This is a genomic window from Flavobacterium laiguense (assembly GCF_003097655.1).
In the GTDB taxonomy this organism is placed as follows: domain Bacteria; phylum Bacteroidota; class Bacteroidia; order Flavobacteriales; family Flavobacteriaceae; genus Flavobacterium; species Flavobacterium laiguense.
This window is the reverse complement of the sequence record NZ_QCZH01000018.1, coordinates 14,842-30,713: the sequence shown is the minus strand read 5'-3', so window position 1 is coordinate 30,713 and position 15,872 is coordinate 14,842. Positions and strand designations below refer to the sequence as shown.

Genomic DNA, 15,872 nt, shown 5'->3' with positions numbered 1-15,872 from the left:
TTGGAATTTGGAATTTAAACTATTAGAATTTATTTTATTTTAATTCTTTAGCATTTTTAACTTTCTCTTTGGTTATGGCTAAATCCAAAACCTCACTCATTTCTTTCACATAATGAAACGTAAGCCCTTCTAAGTATTCTGGTTTAATTTCATCAATATCACTTTTGTTTTCATGACACAAGATGATTTCTTTGATATTGGCTCTTTTGGCAGCCAATATTTTTTCTTTTATCCCTCCCACTGGCAATACTTTTCCACGCAAAGTAATTTCTCCAGTCATAGCCAAGTTTTTCTTCACTCGTTTCTGGGTAAACAATGAAACTAAGGAAGTCAACATCGCAATTCCGGCGCTAGGTCCATCTTTTGGAGTAGCACCTTCTGGAACGTGTAAGTGAATGTTATATTTAGCAAGTATTTCTGGATACAATCCCATTAATTCAGCATTAGCTTTAATGTATTCTAAAGCAATTGTAGCCGATTCTTTCATTACCGTTCCTAAATTTCCTGTAATAGTCATTGTTCCTTTACCCGGAGAAATCAATGATTCTATAAAAAGAATGTCACCACCAACACTTGTCCAAGCCAAACCTGTAACGACACCAGCAACTTCATTACTTTCGTATTTATCTCTTTCTAATCGAGGTACGCCAAGCACTTTTACAATGTCTTCGTCGGTTACTTTTTTGTTATACTCCTCCTCCATGGCTACCGATTTTGCAGCATTACGAACGATTTGAGCAATCTTGTTTTCCAATCCACGAACACCAGATTCACGGGTATAACCTTCGACAATTTTTTCTAATTGCTTTTTTCCAATACTCAAATCTTTGGCTTTCAAACCGTGAGCCTCCAGTTGTTTTGCAAACAAATGTTTACGGGCAATTTCTACTTTCTCCTCAATAGTATAACCAGACATTTTTATAACTTCCATACGATCTATTAATGCTGGCTGAATGGCTGACATATTATTAGACGTAGCAATAAACATCACTTTAGACAAATCATAGCCCATTTCTAGGAAATTATCATAAAAAGAATTGTTTTGTTCTGGATCTAAAACTTCTAATAATGCCGAAGAAGGATCTCCATTATGGCTAGAGGATAATTTATCAATTTCATCTAAAACAAATACGGGATTGGATGTTCCTGCTTTCTTTAAACTTTGAAGAATTCTACCGGGCATAGCGCCTATATACGTTTTTCTATGACCGCGAATTTCAGCTTCATCACGCAATCCGCCCAATGAAATACGAACATATTCTCTACCCAATGCTTTTGCAACAGACTTACCAATTGAAGTTTTACCAACACCTGGAGGCCCAGTTAAACAAATAATTGGTGACTTCATATCATTTCTTAATTTAAGTACTGCAAGATGTTCAATCATTCTTTTTTTGACATCTTCCAATCCGAAATGGTCTTTATCTAAAACTTTTTGAGCATGTTTTAGATCGAAATTATCTTTAGAAAATTCGCCCCATGGCAACTCTAAAAACAACTCTAAATAATTTCTTTGAATACCAAAATCAGGAGCCTGTGGGTTCATGCGACGCATTTTTGACAATTCCTTATCAAAATGTTTTTTTGTCGTTTCGTCCCACTTTTTGGTTTTGGCTTTCAGACTCATTTCATCCATTTCTTCCTCCTGCGAAACTCCTCCCAATTCTTCCTGAATGGTTTTCATTTGCTGGTGCAAGAAATATTCTCTTTGTTGCTGATCTAGATCAAAACGAACTTTAGACTGAATGTCATTCTTCAATTCAAGTTTTTGCAACTCAACATTCATATAGCGCAAAGCCTCTAAAGCACGATCTTTTAAGCTATTAATCGATAATAAATCTTGTTTTTCCTTAACAGATAAATTCATGTTAGAAGATACAAAACTTATTAAAAACGAAGGACTTTCAATGTTTTTTATAGCAAATGTCGCCTCAGATGGAATATTTGGACTTTCATTTATAATCTGAACAGCCAATTCTTTTATCGAATCAAGAATTGCATTGAACTCGGAGTCTTTTTTTGTTGGTCTTTTTTCGCGAACATCTTTAATTTTAGCCGTAAGATAGGGTTCTTCCGAAACAACTTCAGTTATTTCAAAACGCTTTTTTCCTTGTAGGATTACCGTAACATTACCGTCAGGCATTTTTAAAACCCTAAGAATTCGAGCTACAGTTCCTATTTTATGGATATCATCTTTTGTAGGATCCTCATCTTCTTCGTTGATTTGAGAAACTACACCAATTACTTTTCCAGCAGCATTGGCATCATTTATCAATTTTATCGATTTATCTCTTCCTGCCGAAATTGGAATAACCACTCCAGGAAACAAAACGGTATTTCGCAATGGTAAAATGGGTAAAGAATCCGGTAATTCTTCATTATTCATTTCCTCCTCATCTTCTGGAGTCAATAACGGAATTAATTCGGCTTCAGAATCAAATTCTTGAAGTGACAGATTGTCAATAGTAAGTATTTTATGATTTGACATAGTATATTTTAAGTCTTTTTGTCATTAATTTTTTAATTCGGAACGCAAATATAAGGCATCACAACAACATTTTGAGATAATATTGATGTATAATACAGTATTATATTTAGGACTAAAATAGGGCAATCATTGTGCCAAAATCAATTGGATTAGAAATATTCTCTTATTTTAATTCCTGTATTTGTAAACTCTCAAGTTATTTATTAAAAATAAATCATTAAAAAAATTAAACTATTTTTATAAAACTGTAACAAATCAAAAAACGAGGGGTCTTTATAATAAATCATTAACTAGTATTTGAGCTTAACCAACCAAAATATCGAAGAATTAATTTCGCTTTGCAAAGAGAATAATCAGAAAGCACAATTTGAGATTTATAATCGCTATTGCAAGGCGATGTATAATGTGGCCTATCGAATTGTGAAAGACGAGCATTTTGCCGAAGACGTCATGCAAGAAGGTTTTTTGAAAGCATTTACTAAAATAAATGATTTCAAGCAAGAAGTTGCCTTTGGTGCTTGGTTGAAACGAATTATTATAAATTACAGTATTGATTTTTACAAAAAAAACAATCCATTTAAAACAGAAGATTTTGAAAAAACACTTTATAAACTAGAAGAAACGGAAACTGATTTGGACAATGATTTTGATTTTAATAATCTAAAAGTCAAACAAATTTTGGACACGATTCAATCCTTAAAATACAATTATTCTATGATTTTGACCTTATTCTATATTGAAGGTTATGATCAAGAAGAAATAAGCGAAATTCTTAAAATTAGTTATCCCAATTGTCGTACAACTTTAAGCAGGGCTAAAGAAAGTTTAAGAAAAAAATTAAATGAGATATGAAGAATGAAAATGAAAAATTAGATCAATTATTTGAAAATTTAGAAAATCAATGGGATGTTCATGAAATAGACAGTCAACATATAAATCGATTTTCAGCAAAATTGGCTCTTAAAAAACGAAAAAATAGCTTTGGCTTTATCTATGCTATAGCCGCATCGGTGGTTGTTATGCTTGGGATTACTTTGTTTTATACAAATGATGATAAACCAAAAGAACTGAAATTTGCTTCTAAAGAAACCAAGCAAACCGATTCGATTTTTACCGTTTTGATTGAGCATCAGTTAGATCAAATTAAAGCTAAAGAATCACCAGAAAATGAAAAAATCATTAATGATGCCCTCAAACAAATGAAAGCATTAGATAGTGATTATGAAAAAATTAAACATGAATTAGAAATCAATGGGGAAAGTAAACCTATCATTTACGCCATGATAAGTAATCTTCAAACCCGAATTTCTTTTCTTCAAAATGTATTACAACGCCTTCAAGACACTGAAAAACTTAAAAAATTAGACCATGAAAAAACAATATAACGTATTCCTATTCCTATTTTTAATTCCCTTTTTAGGGTTTTCTAATGATGATTTTACCTATTCAAAACAACGAAACATCAAAAAAGTATATACTGTAAACAGCGACGCTGGTATTAACATTGACAATTCTTATGGAACTATTTTTGTTACCACTTGGGAGGAAGACAAAATAGAAATTGATGTTCTGATTAAGGTTAGTGGTGATAACGAAAAATGGGTCAATCAAAAATTAGCTGGAATCGATGTTGATTTCATTGCTTTAAAAAGTATGGTTACAGCAAAAACCGTTTTTGTAAACACCAATACTAAAAGTAACGGAAGAAATAACAACTTTGAAATCAATTATACCATCAAAATCCCTAGAAACGGAACCGTAAAACTAAACAACAAATACGGCAATATCATTACTTCCGATCTCTTTTCTACAACTGATATTAATTGTAAATACGGAAAAATTAATTTAGGAAAGTTAAACGGGAACAGTAATGCAATCCAGATTGGGTATTGCTCCAATTCAAGTATCGAGTACTTTAAAAATGGGACAATAACTTCTAAATATTCGGAATTAAAAATTGATGCAGTTTCTAAGCTCGACTTGCTTTCGGAATATTCTGAAATTGATATCATTGAAGGTAATGATGTGAAGTATAATAGCAAATACGGGAGTGTGAAAATTCAAAAAGTAAATTCATTAGATGCAAATGGTAATTATTTGACTATTGATATTGGTTCTCTATCAAATCAATTGAAATTATACACTAAATATAGTAACGTTTCTATTGATGCTATTCAAGCCAAAGCCAATAATGTTACCATCGTGGCTGGTTATACTGGAGTAGATATAGGTTTTGAACCCAATTATGTTTTCGATTTTGATGTGACGGTAAAGTATGCTAATTTTAAATATGACAAGGAGTTGGATGTCAGTTCTAAAGAAGAAACCAGTTACACTAAAAAAATGAGTGGATTTTACAAGAAGAAAGGTGTAAACAAGGTTATTATCAATTCAGATTACGGTAATGTAAAAATGTTCAAAAACCAATAGTAGTTTCAATCACAATATCAAGTTCAATAAATCAATCTTTAATTTTAATCAATCAAAATGAAAAAATCAATTCAATTAGTCACTTTATGCGCTTTATTTTTGACAACAATTGTAAATGCACAATGGTCAAATAAAAAAGTAAAAGGTAATGGAAAAGTAACTACCGAAAAGCGAACTACTGCAGGGTATGACGAAATAAATGTGTCGGGTTTCTTTGATGTGGTTTTGGTTTCAGGAAAAGAAGGTGCGATAACCATTCAAGGAGAAGAAAATTTACTACCTTATGTAAAAGTTGAAGTCGAAGGAAATGTGTTGAAAATTCATACCGAGAAAAATGTAAATATCAGCACCAACAAAGGAATAGTTCTGACAGTACCTTTTGAACAAATTAGTTTTGTTTCGCTTTCGGGTTCTGGAGATCTTAAGTCTAAAAGCACTATTGTTGGTTCAACTTTTAAAGCCAAATTATCAGGTTCTGGTGATTTAACTTTAGATGTTAAAGCTACTGATTTTGAAACCAACCTAAGCGGTTCTGGAGATGTTGTACTAACTGGAAGTTCAGATGTTTTTTCTTCCAAAATATCCGGTTCAGGAGATGTTGATGCAGTTAATTTGGTCACCAAAAATTCAAATTTAACGGTCTCTGGTTCGGGCGACATGAAAGTAAATTGTAGCGAGAGTTTATATGCCCGAGTTTCTGGTTCTGGAGATATCGCTTATAAAGGCAATCCTAAAACAAAAGACACCAAAGTCAATGGCTCTGGTGAGATTTCGAAAATGTAATCAGAATTTAATTTTAGCTAAAAAAAATACCGCAGATTCGCAGATGGAATAATACAATCGGTGAATCTGTGGTAAAATTTTATTTTGAGTCATCGAATTAAATCAATTCGAATAACTTAAAATCAGTGTTGCTTTAGAGATTATTAAGCCTCTTTTTTGGTACACGTCTTAATAAAAATATACTAATTACAAAAAAGACTGCCAAAATAACAATCGCCATTCTCGGGCTTCCGGTGATTTGATCAATAATACCATAAACACACATCCCAATTACGATTCCTATTTTTTCTGCAACATCATAAAAACTAAAGAACGAAGTAGTATCATCAGTCTCAGGCAATAATTTTGAATAGGTGGAACGTGACAAAGATTGAATTCCTCCCATTACAAATCCAGCAACTGTTGCCATAATATAAAAATGCATTGGCAATGTTATAAAAAAGGCAAGCCCACAAAATACAGCCCAAATACTATTAATAAAAATTAAGGTTGGAATATTTCCGAATTTTTCCGAAGCTCTTGAAGTTATAATAGCTCCGATAACAGCAACTAATTGTATTAATAAAATGCAAATAATTAATCCGATGGTGCTCTCTTCTTTAGATGACCATTGAATTTCCTGAGCGCCAAAATAAGTAGCAACCAGCATAACGGTCTGTACTCCCATGCTAGAAACAAAAAAACCTCCTAAATAACGTCTCAAAGGGATGTTTTCATTTAATAGTAACCAAACCTTTTTCAACTCTTTGAATCCATTAAAAACAACAGACTTCGTTAATTTCCTCGCTGCTTTATTATTTCCTTGTGGTAAATAATAATAGGTGTATTGACTGAATAAAATCCACCATACTCCTACCATTATAAAAGAATACCGCATGGCTTTCATTGCTGCTTCACCTTCAGCTCCTGTAATACCAAAAAGTTTTGGCTTCATAACCATCGTCAAATTGATGACCAATAAAATCACACTTCCTACATATCCTAATGAATACCCTTTGGCACTAATTTTATCTTGTTGTTCTTCAAAAGCAATATCTGGTAAATAGGAATTATAAAAAACTAAACTTCCCCAATATCCTATTAATCCGAAGAAATAAAAAACAAGTCCTATATAAATACTTTCAAGATTAAACCAGTACAATCCCATACAAGATAATGCCCCTACATAGCAGAAGAATTTCAGAAATGATTTTTTATTTCCAACATAATCAGCAATACCCGATAATAAAGGAGAAATAAAGCAAATAACTAAAAACGCAGCTGCCGTAATAAAACTAATTAAAGCCGAGTTTTTTAAATGAAGTCCAAAAACATCAATGTAATGATCACGATCTGAAAATAAAGCTTCATAAAATATTGGAAATATAGCCGATGCAATTGTAAGTGTGTAAACCGAATTTGCCCAATCGTAAAATGCCCATGCGTTTAATAGCTTTTTACTTCCTTTTTGTAATTGTTCCATACTTTACTGTTTTTAGTAGTGCGAATATATCTATTTTAAAATAATTCTGTTTTAATAATTAAAAATACAATAAAAAAAGCGTTGATAAATACCAAGATTTATCAACGATTAAAGTGTTTATCTATTTCTTACAAACTAGGCAACTTTAAATACTACTACACTCAATGGAGGCAGTAATAACGCTGTTGAATATTCTTTTCCGTCATAAGGAGAAGTTTCAATTAATAATTTATTGGTGTTTTGAACTCCACTTCCTCCAAATTCAATGGCATCGCTATTAAATACTTCTGTAAGTTTTCCTTTCTTGGGCAAACCAATTCTGTAATTTTCTCGGATTACTTGTGTAAAATTAAGAACTACAATTAAATCATCTTTGGGATTATTCCCTTTTCGGATAAAAGACATAACGGCATTCTCATGGTCTGAATAGTTAATCCATTCAAAACCTTCGGGGCTGAATTGTTTTTCATGTAAAGCAGGCTCTGTTTTGTATAATTCATTCAATTTAGTAATCAATAATTTGACACCATTATGAAAAGGATATTGTAATAAATGCCAATCTAAACTGCTCTCAAAATTCCATTCGCTGCTTTGTCCAAATTCAGATCCCATAAACAATAATTTGGTTCCAGGATGCGTAAACATATAGCCATAAAGTAATCGCAGATTGGCGAATTTTTGCCATTCATCACCGGGCATTCTTCCTGCGATAGATTTTTTACCATACACTACTTCGTCATGAGAAAGCGGTAGCATAAAATTTTCGGTATAGGTATAGGTCATGGAAAAAGTCAAATCATTTTGATGGTACTTTCTATACACTGTCTCTTTTTGGAAATATTCTAAAGTATCGTGCATCCAACCCATCATCCATTTCATTCCAAAACCCAATCCTCCATTAAATGTAGGTCTGGAAACCATAGGAAAAGAAGTGCTTTCTTCAGCAATGGTCTGTACACCCTCAAAATTTGAATAAACCGCTTCATTAAAGTCTTTCAAAAAACTTATGGTATCTAAGTTTTCTCTACCTCCGTAAATATTAGGTTCCCACTCCCCTTCTTCTCGTGAATAATCTAAATACAACATAGAAGCAACAGCGTCTACTCTAAGTCCGTCTACGTGATAATGTTGCAACCAAAACAGTGCATTACTGATTAAAAAGGAACGTACTTCATTTCGTCCATAATTAAAAACCAAACTTTTCCAATCAGGATGATAGCCTTTTCTACGATCTGGATGTTCAAAAAGATTAGATCCATCAAAAAATCCTAAACCGTGAGCGTCATCAGGAAAATGGGAAGGAACCCAATCCAAAATAACGCCAATACCCGCTTGGTGCAATTTATCGACAAGTACCATAAAATCTTGTGGTTCCCCAAAACGAGAAGTTGGTGCAAAGTATCCTATTAATTGATAACCCCATGAAGGATCATACGGATATTCCATTACTGGCATGAACTCTACGTGGGTAAATCCAGTTTCTTTTACGTATTTTACAAGATCTTCTGCAAATTCTAAATAAGTCAAAAAACGATTTTCTTCACCCTGTCTTTTCCATGAACCCAAATGCACCTCATAAACCGAATAGGGTTTATCCAAGTCATTATGCTCTTTGCGGGTTTCCATCCAATTGGTATCTTTCCACTTATAATCAAGATCCCAAATTACGGAGGCTGTATGGGGTGGCTTCTCACAGTAAAAAGCGAACGGATCTGCTTTTTCAGTCATTAGACCTCCATTATTCGATTCTATTCTATATTTATAGAGCGTTCCTTTCTCAATTCCGGGAATAAACCCTTCCCAAATACCGGATGAATCCCAGCGCACTTGCAATTCATGCTCTCCTTGCCTCCAATGATTAAAATCACCAACTACCGAAACCGTTTTTGCAGATGGAGCCCAAACAGCAAAATAAACTCCTTTTACTCCATTAACTTCAATTATATGAGCCCCTAATTTTTCGTAAAGTCTAAAATGTTTCCCTGCTTTGAATAAATCAATGTCAAAATCGGTAAAAAGCGAATGGGTTTGTACTTTGTTCATTTTTATATTTTGTTATTTTTTTGTTGAAAATTGAAATCAACTAATTTTTACTTAAAATTCATTATACTGGCAATTCCTCTCAATGGAATTACAGACCATCGTGGCCTAGAATTTAATTCATAACCCAATTCATAGATCGCTTTTTCGAGTAGACAATATTTCAATAAAAAATCAATTTCTTTTCGGTATCCAATATTTAAATTGCCTGCTTGCGCCACTTCGGTATAAGTATTGATAAAAACACCCACGAAATATTTAAATAGAATTTCTCCAGCCTGAAAAAGTTCTTCCTGTTCGAATGGATATTTATCCGGATTACTGAAAATCGTAGCATAAATAGCATAATGAAAAGAGCGAAACATTCCAGCAACATCTTTCATTGGAGGTTGTTTTACTTTTCTATCTCGAATTGTACTCTCTGGTTCTCCTTCAAAATCAAGTATATAAAAATCATCCCCGTTTACTAAAACTTGACCTAAGTGGTAATCCCCATGAATACGAATACGTTCCGATTTCATTTGAGTCCAATCAAAATCAATGAAAACTTTTCGAATCTCTTTTTTATGATCCAAAAATTGATTGGCCAATTCCAATGCTAAACCGTCTAATTTATGTAAATTATTTTCTAAAATATTCAAACGATTTTGAAACTGATAGGTCAATCTGTTCTTTAACCAAACCGAATAATCCCCATTATAGGTAAGCGGAGTAAAAGCAGTTTCATGGGTGTCACTGCCCAAGGCGATATGCATTTCGGCGGTTCTGGTTGCCAATGTCTTAATTCGAAGAAATATACTCAATCCAGCCCAATCAATAATTTCGTGGGGAACATCATTTATTTTTAATCGTGTAAATAATTCAATATCCGGAAGCTTGCTTATTGTTATTTTTTTTAGTTTTAAATTTTCAAAGATTTGATCTACTTCTTCAAGCATAAATTTCCATGCATCCCCTTCATTGGGAACCAATTCTTGCATCAAAGCTAAAGTAATATCTCCTTCACTCATTTTTACGCTAATGCTTCCGGTATAAGCAGGGGAACTTTTAAAATCCATCCTTTCAGTGAGAAAACGACTAATTTCATAATCTGGATTCATACTGATATATATCCTCCTGAAAATTTTTAGAACTAATGTATCGTTATAAATAATAGAAGTATTACTCTGTTCTACTCCCATAAACTTTGAAGAAATATATTCTTTAGCTTCAAATTTTTTCCCTTTGTGAAATTTCACTTTTGGATCTTCTATTTTTTTCGAATGAATCAATTTGTCAAACAATAATTTTCTGAAATCTTCTTGGTGTAGTGCGTCAACAAGATAACCTTCTTTATCATTCATTTTAACTGGAGCAATTATAGTGTTGGTGTCCAGTTGTTCTTCAGGCATAAAAGCTAACGGCATAAAATAGTGCTGATAAAACGCCTCTTTAAAATTCACTTCCAATAAAACTCCATAATAAGTGTTGTCATTGGAAGCTATTTTAAAAGAATCAACAACTTCAATATATTTTATGGTACTGGCTTTTCCGCCATACCATCGTTTATTTATAATGTAATTCTCTAAAATATCAGATGCAAAAACTTTAATAAAACTATCGTCTTCAAAAGCATTATTCCAATCAGTATTAAAAACAAATGTATTTTGAAATTCCGCTACGTTAATTTTATCTACCATTATTTCTGTATTTTAAATAAATGAAAAGGCAATTCGGGTGAAAGTTCAACATAATTCCATTCTTTGTCCCATAAATAAGTATTTCCAGTTATCAAATCAGAAACATGAATGGCTTGGGTTCCAAGTTCATTTACAGGTAGTTTTACCATCGCTTTACCGGTATGAAAGGCATCTAAACTTACTACCATCAAAGTTTCATTTTGCTTATCGTCATCAAATTTGTAGTAAGCAATCACTTGATCATTATTGGTGTCACAAAAAACAATATTATTCGTTTGCTGCAAAGACGCTTCCTCTTTTCTAATGGCATTGATACGGCTAATTATGGAGGTTAGCTTGTTTTGTTTATCCCAATCCCATTTGTAATATTGGTATTTTTCAGAATCTAAGTATTCTTCTTTTCCATGTGCCATTGGGGTACAAACCATATATTCAAAAACAGGACCATAAATTCCAACACTTGAACTTAATGTCGCTGCAAGGAAATATTTATGCAAATGCACCGATTCATTACCACTTTGTAATGCATAAGGATTGATATCTGGAGTGTTGGGCCAAAAATTAGGTCTGTAAAATTCTTTTTGTTCTGTTTGTGTTAGCTCCTCAACATATTCGGTTAATTCTTTTTTAGAATTTCGCCATGTAAAATAGGTGTACGATTGACTAAAACCTTGCTTTGCCAATTCATTCATGATTTTTGGGCGTGTGAAAGCTTCTGCCAAAAACAAAACGTCAGGATGTTTTTTCTTGATTTCTGAAATCAACCAACCCCAGAAATAAAAGGGTTTAGTGTGCGGATTGTCAACTCTGTAAATTTTAATATTGCATTCTTCAATCCAAAATAAAGCAACGTCTAATAATTCTTTCCAAAGATTTTTCCAATCGGTACTTTCAAAATAAATAGGTTGAATATCCTGATATTTTTTAGGCGGATTTTCGGCATATTGTACCGTTCCGTCCGGTCTCCATTTAAACCATTGTGGAAAATCTTTTACATAAGGATGATCTGGAGCTGCTTGAAGAGCATAATCCATAGCAACTTCAATCCCTAAATCTTGTGCCTTTTGTACTAATTGTTTAAAATCTTCTATAGAACCTAATTCTGGATGTGTTGATTTATGTCCGCCATGATGAGAACCAATTCCCCAAGGAGAACCTACATCTCCAGATACCGCATGGGTAGCGTTGTTTTTTCCCTTTCTGTTTACTTCTCCAATTGGATGAATTGGCGGAAAATATAAGGTGTCAAATCCCATGGCAGCAACACGTGGCAATAGTCTTTCGCAATCTTTAAAAGTTCCATGTTTGCCTTTTTCGGCTGATGCAGATCGTGGAAAAAACTCATACCAAGTGCTGAATAATGCTTTTTTGCGATCGACATAAACTTTAAGTTCATTCGATTTATTTTCTAATAATCGAATGGGATATTTTTTGAATATTCGAGTTAATTCATGAGATTTTGCTTCTTTTACCGCATTTTCATATTCTGATTCGGTTGTAAAATAATGGTTTAAACGATTCAGATATTCGTTTTCGGAAGCATCAACAACATTAAGAATGGCACGAACATACTCCGCACCTTCTAACAATTCAGACTTCACCTGTTGATTATCATTAATCTTGCGTTCGGTGCCATGTTGCCAGTTTAGCGCATAGTCTACCCAACCTTCAATGCAATAGGTATAAAATCCTTGTTTTTCAACTTTGAATTCAGCGATCCATTCGTCATTATGGGCTGGAGTCATTCGAACTTCTTGCCAATTATTTTCGGTTTCATGTTTGAATTTTACACAACATTCTAAAACGTCATGTCCGTCGGAAAATACGGCAGCAGTAACCACTACTTTCTGTCCAACAATTCTTTTTATGGCAAAATTACCACAATCTAATTGTGGGGAAACATTTTCAATTATTATTCGGGTTTGATTCTGCATTTTATACTTTTTTGGTACTTAAAAATAGTAAATATTATTGATTCATAAAATAAATATTTAATTTGTAGTGGATTGCGTGAGGGATTACTTCACTTAATTTTTATTTTCATATGAGTTCAGTGAACTTCGTTTGTAGTGGAGCTCTTTTTTTATCCCGTTTTTTTTACGGGATAAAAAAAAGCGGGAACGGAAAGCCCGACCCGTAGTTTTTACGGAGGGTCACGCCCACACGAGCGATAGCGAACTGACGAAGTAAATTAATGCTGTTATTCGAAGAATTTTGGCATTATTATTTAACAGTAAAACCATCCGGAATAATTGCTCCTTTTCGAATAACAACTATCCCTTCCTTGATGCAATACAATTCATTTGTAGTATCGGCTAGATGTTTTCCTCCTTTTATATAGACATCATTTCCAATCCTGCAATTTTTATCCACAATCGCATTATGTATGAAGCATCTTTCCCCTATGCCAATTAATGGTCTATTATTTTTTATATCTTCATTGATGTCATCAATATGTTGGTATAAATCATTACCCATAACATAGGAATGTTGAATAACCGTATCCGCTCCAATTCGGGTTCTGTTTCCAATAACCGATTTGGTAATTTCTTTAGAATGAATAATACAACCTTCAGAAATCAATGATCTCTCAACCATTATTTTATGAAACTTGGATGGCGATAATAAACGGGGTCTTGTGTAGATTTTATTATCATTATCAAACAAATTGAATTGTGGTATATCATCGGTTAAACCAATGTTAGCTTCAAAAAACGAGTCGATATTACCAATATCTGTCCAATATCCTTCGTATTGATAACTCAGTACTTTCTTGTTCTCAACGGCTTGCGGAATGATTTCTTTACCAAAATCCTTTGTGTCTGGATTTGACATTAATTCGATTAATAATTTCCTATTGAAAATATAGATTCCCATTGAAGCCAAATACTCTTTGCCTTGACTTTTCATGTCGTCACTTACCTCAGATTTCCAATCGGGTAATAATTCTTTTGCAGGTTTTTCGATGAATGATTTAATAAAATTTTCTGAATCCGTTTTTAAAATTCCAAATTCAGGGGCATCTTTATCGTTTACGGGTAAAGTAGCAATAGAAAGATCCGCTTCGGCTTCAATATGATCGTCAAGCATATCATTAAAATCCATTTGATACAACTGATCTCCAGAGAGAATCAAAGCATAATCAAACTCATGGTTCAAAAAGTGTGGCATGCATTGTCTTACGGCATCGGCTGTACCTTGAAACCAAGTGGGATTATCGGGAGTTTGTTCGGCGGCCAAAATATCAACGAACGACTGACTAAAAATACTAAAGTTATAGGTGTTCTTAATATGGGCATTTAAAGAAGCTGAATTGAACTGTGTCAAGACAAACATTCTATAAATATCCGAATTCATACAATTTGAAATTGGAATATCAACCAATCTGTATTTCCCCGCTATCGGCACAGCAGGTTTAGACCTACTGGCTGTTAATGGAAATAATCTAGAACCTTGTCCACCTCCTAAAATAATAGCAATAACATTTTTTCTTTTAGTTTTCATTTCGTTTAGTAATAATTAAATTATATAATTCTATATATTCTTGACAAACACGTTGCCAAGAATGATCAGTATTCATTCCTTTTATTCTAATTTTATTGATGCTTGATTGGTCTTCATATAACTTTAAGGCTCTTTTGATAGCGTCGCAAATATTTTCAACAGAAGCTTGATCGAAGCATATTCCGTTTCCGTCATCTTCAAAGTCAGCAACTGTATCTTTTAATCCGCCAGTTCTTCTCACCATGGGTATTGTACCATATCGCATGGAATACATCTGATTCAAACCACAAGGTTCTACTCTCGATGGCATTAATAGAAAATCAGATCCAGCGTATGTTTTATGGGCTAATACTTCGTCATAACCAATAAAGACATTAAAAAAACCTCTATAATCCTGAGATAATTCAGTAAGTTGGTTTTCAATTTCAATATTTCCAGAACCTAAAACCAGAATATTAATAGCTTCACTATTTTCAGATAAGGCCAGTACTGACGCTTGTGACAATAAATCTGCTCCTTTTTCATCGAATAATCGACCGATGAAACTGAAAAGCGGTTTTGTGGGATCTAAATTAAAACGCGCACACAATTGCTCTTTATTCTCCCGTTTTCCTTTTTCTTGTGTTTCTATATTATAATTTACATCCAACATCGGATCTATTTCAGGATCCCAAATATCATCATCAATTCCGTTAAGAATCCCTTTAGACTTGTAGCGAACCTTTTGAAATAATGATTCAAGTCCATTTGCCGAATAATTGATTTCATTGAGATAACTAGGAGAAACGGTTGTAACGGCATCGGCACATTTTATCCCTGCTGCCAATGAATTGATACAGTTACCCCATTCTAATACATTTACATGTACCAAATCGAATTCTGGCAAATAATGCAATTTATCAAAACCAAATTGTCCTTGATACAAAGCATTATGGATGGTAATCACAGTTGCTATATTTCTTAGCTTCTCATATTTATAACTATAAGTTATCATAAAAGGGATTAAACCAGTATGATGATCATGGCAATGAATTATATCAGGAACTGATCCTCTACCAATAATCCAATCTAGAGTTGCAATTTGAAAAGATAAAAAACGCTCAATATCATCTTTATAACTATATATATTTGGCCTGTCAAAAAGTTCGGGGATTTCAATTACATACAATTCAAATCCCAATTTGTCTGAAGTCTCTTTAAGTACACTAAAAGGAAAGTTAAATTTCCCTAATTGTAAAGTACTCCAATGAACACATACAAAATTATTTTCTTTTCTAAAGGTGTTATCATAACAAGGAATAACAACTCGAACTTGAGTTTCTGTGTTACTTTGATATTTTGGTAAGGCTCCAACCACATCGGCTAGACCTCCCACTTTTGCAGCAGGATAACATTCTGCTCCAATGTGAAATATTTCCATTTATGATGTTTTATAGATTTTAACCAAAATAATTTGATTTTTTTATGTAAAATTTAAATTTTAATT

The 15,872-nt window shown here is 33.1% G+C and carries 11 protein-coding genes; 4 read left to right on the top strand and 7 right to left on the bottom strand.

All coding sequences use genetic code 11. From position 1 onward, the window contains the following. Positions 1–34: 34 nt before the first annotated feature. Positions 35–2,488 carry an endopeptidase La gene (lon, locus tag DB891_RS13525; protein ID WP_116764114.1) on the bottom strand — a complete coding sequence of 818 codons (2,454 nt, stop codon included), beginning with the start codon at positions 2,486–2,488 and terminating at the stop codon, positions 35–37. Between the two features lie 297 nt (positions 2,489–2,785). Between lon and DB891_RS13520 the strand changes: the two genes are divergently transcribed. The 4 genes from DB891_RS13520 to DB891_RS13505 are packed head-to-tail and all read left to right on the top strand — an operon-like array spanning position 2,786 to position 5,701. Then, positions 2,786–3,340 (top strand): RNA polymerase sigma factor, encoded by a 555-nt coding sequence (locus DB891_RS13520; RefSeq protein ID WP_116764113.1) that lies wholly within the window; start codon positions 2,786–2,788, stop codon positions 3,338–3,340. After that, a complete protein-coding gene (locus DB891_RS13515; protein WP_116764112.1) occupies positions 3,337–3,873 on the top strand; it encodes an anti-sigma factor in 537 nt (178 codons plus the stop codon). Before DB891_RS13520 ends, DB891_RS13515 begins: the two co-directional genes overlap by 4 nt. After that, entirely contained in the window at positions 3,857–4,918 is a 1,062-nt protein-coding gene (locus tag DB891_RS13510; protein WP_116764111.1) for a hypothetical protein, read from the top strand. The genes DB891_RS13515 and DB891_RS13510 overlap by 17 nt, the downstream gene beginning before the upstream one ends. A 57-nt stretch (positions 4,919–4,975) precedes the next feature. Then, entirely contained in the window at positions 4,976–5,701 is a 726-nt protein-coding gene (locus tag DB891_RS13505) for a head GIN domain-containing protein (RefSeq protein WP_116764110.1), read from the top strand. A gap of 133 nt (positions 5,702–5,834) precedes the next feature. Here DB891_RS13505 and DB891_RS13500 read toward each other — a convergent pair whose 3' ends face one another. The 6 genes from DB891_RS13500 to DB891_RS13475 form a co-directional block, all read right to left on the bottom strand. Further along, positions 5,835–7,163, bottom strand: a complete 1,329-nt coding sequence (locus DB891_RS13500; protein WP_116764109.1) for an MFS transporter — start codon at positions 7,161–7,163, stop codon at positions 5,835–5,837. Between the two features lie 135 nt (positions 7,164–7,298). After that, positions 7,299–9,206 carry a 1,4-alpha-glucan branching protein GlgB gene (glgB, locus tag DB891_RS13495; RefSeq protein ID WP_116764108.1) on the bottom strand — a complete coding sequence of 636 codons (1,908 nt, stop codon included), beginning with the start codon at positions 9,204–9,206 and terminating at the stop codon, positions 7,299–7,301. Between the two features lie 47 nt (positions 9,207–9,253). Continuing rightward, complete coding sequence (locus DB891_RS13490) at positions 9,254–10,882, bottom strand: maltokinase N-terminal cap-like domain-containing protein (RefSeq protein ID WP_116764107.1); 1,629 nt, start codon at positions 10,880–10,882, stop codon at positions 9,254–9,256. Continuing rightward, positions 10,882–12,816 carry an alpha-1,4-glucan--maltose-1-phosphate maltosyltransferase gene (locus DB891_RS13485; RefSeq protein WP_116764106.1) on the bottom strand — a complete coding sequence of 645 codons (1,935 nt, stop codon included), beginning with the start codon at positions 12,814–12,816 and terminating at the stop codon, positions 10,882–10,884. The genes DB891_RS13490 and DB891_RS13485 overlap by 1 nt, the downstream gene beginning before the upstream one ends. Before the next feature lie 289 nt (positions 12,817–13,105). Beyond that, positions 13,106–14,386 (bottom strand): glucose-1-phosphate adenylyltransferase, encoded by a 1,281-nt coding sequence (locus tag DB891_RS13480; RefSeq protein ID WP_116764105.1) that lies wholly within the window; start codon positions 14,384–14,386, stop codon positions 13,106–13,108. Continuing rightward, a complete protein-coding gene (locus tag DB891_RS13475; RefSeq protein ID WP_116764104.1) occupies positions 14,376–15,806 on the bottom strand; it encodes a glycogen synthase in 1,431 nt (476 codons plus the stop codon). The genes DB891_RS13480 and DB891_RS13475 overlap by 11 nt, the downstream gene beginning before the upstream one ends. Positions 15,807–15,872: the final 66 nt, after the last annotated feature.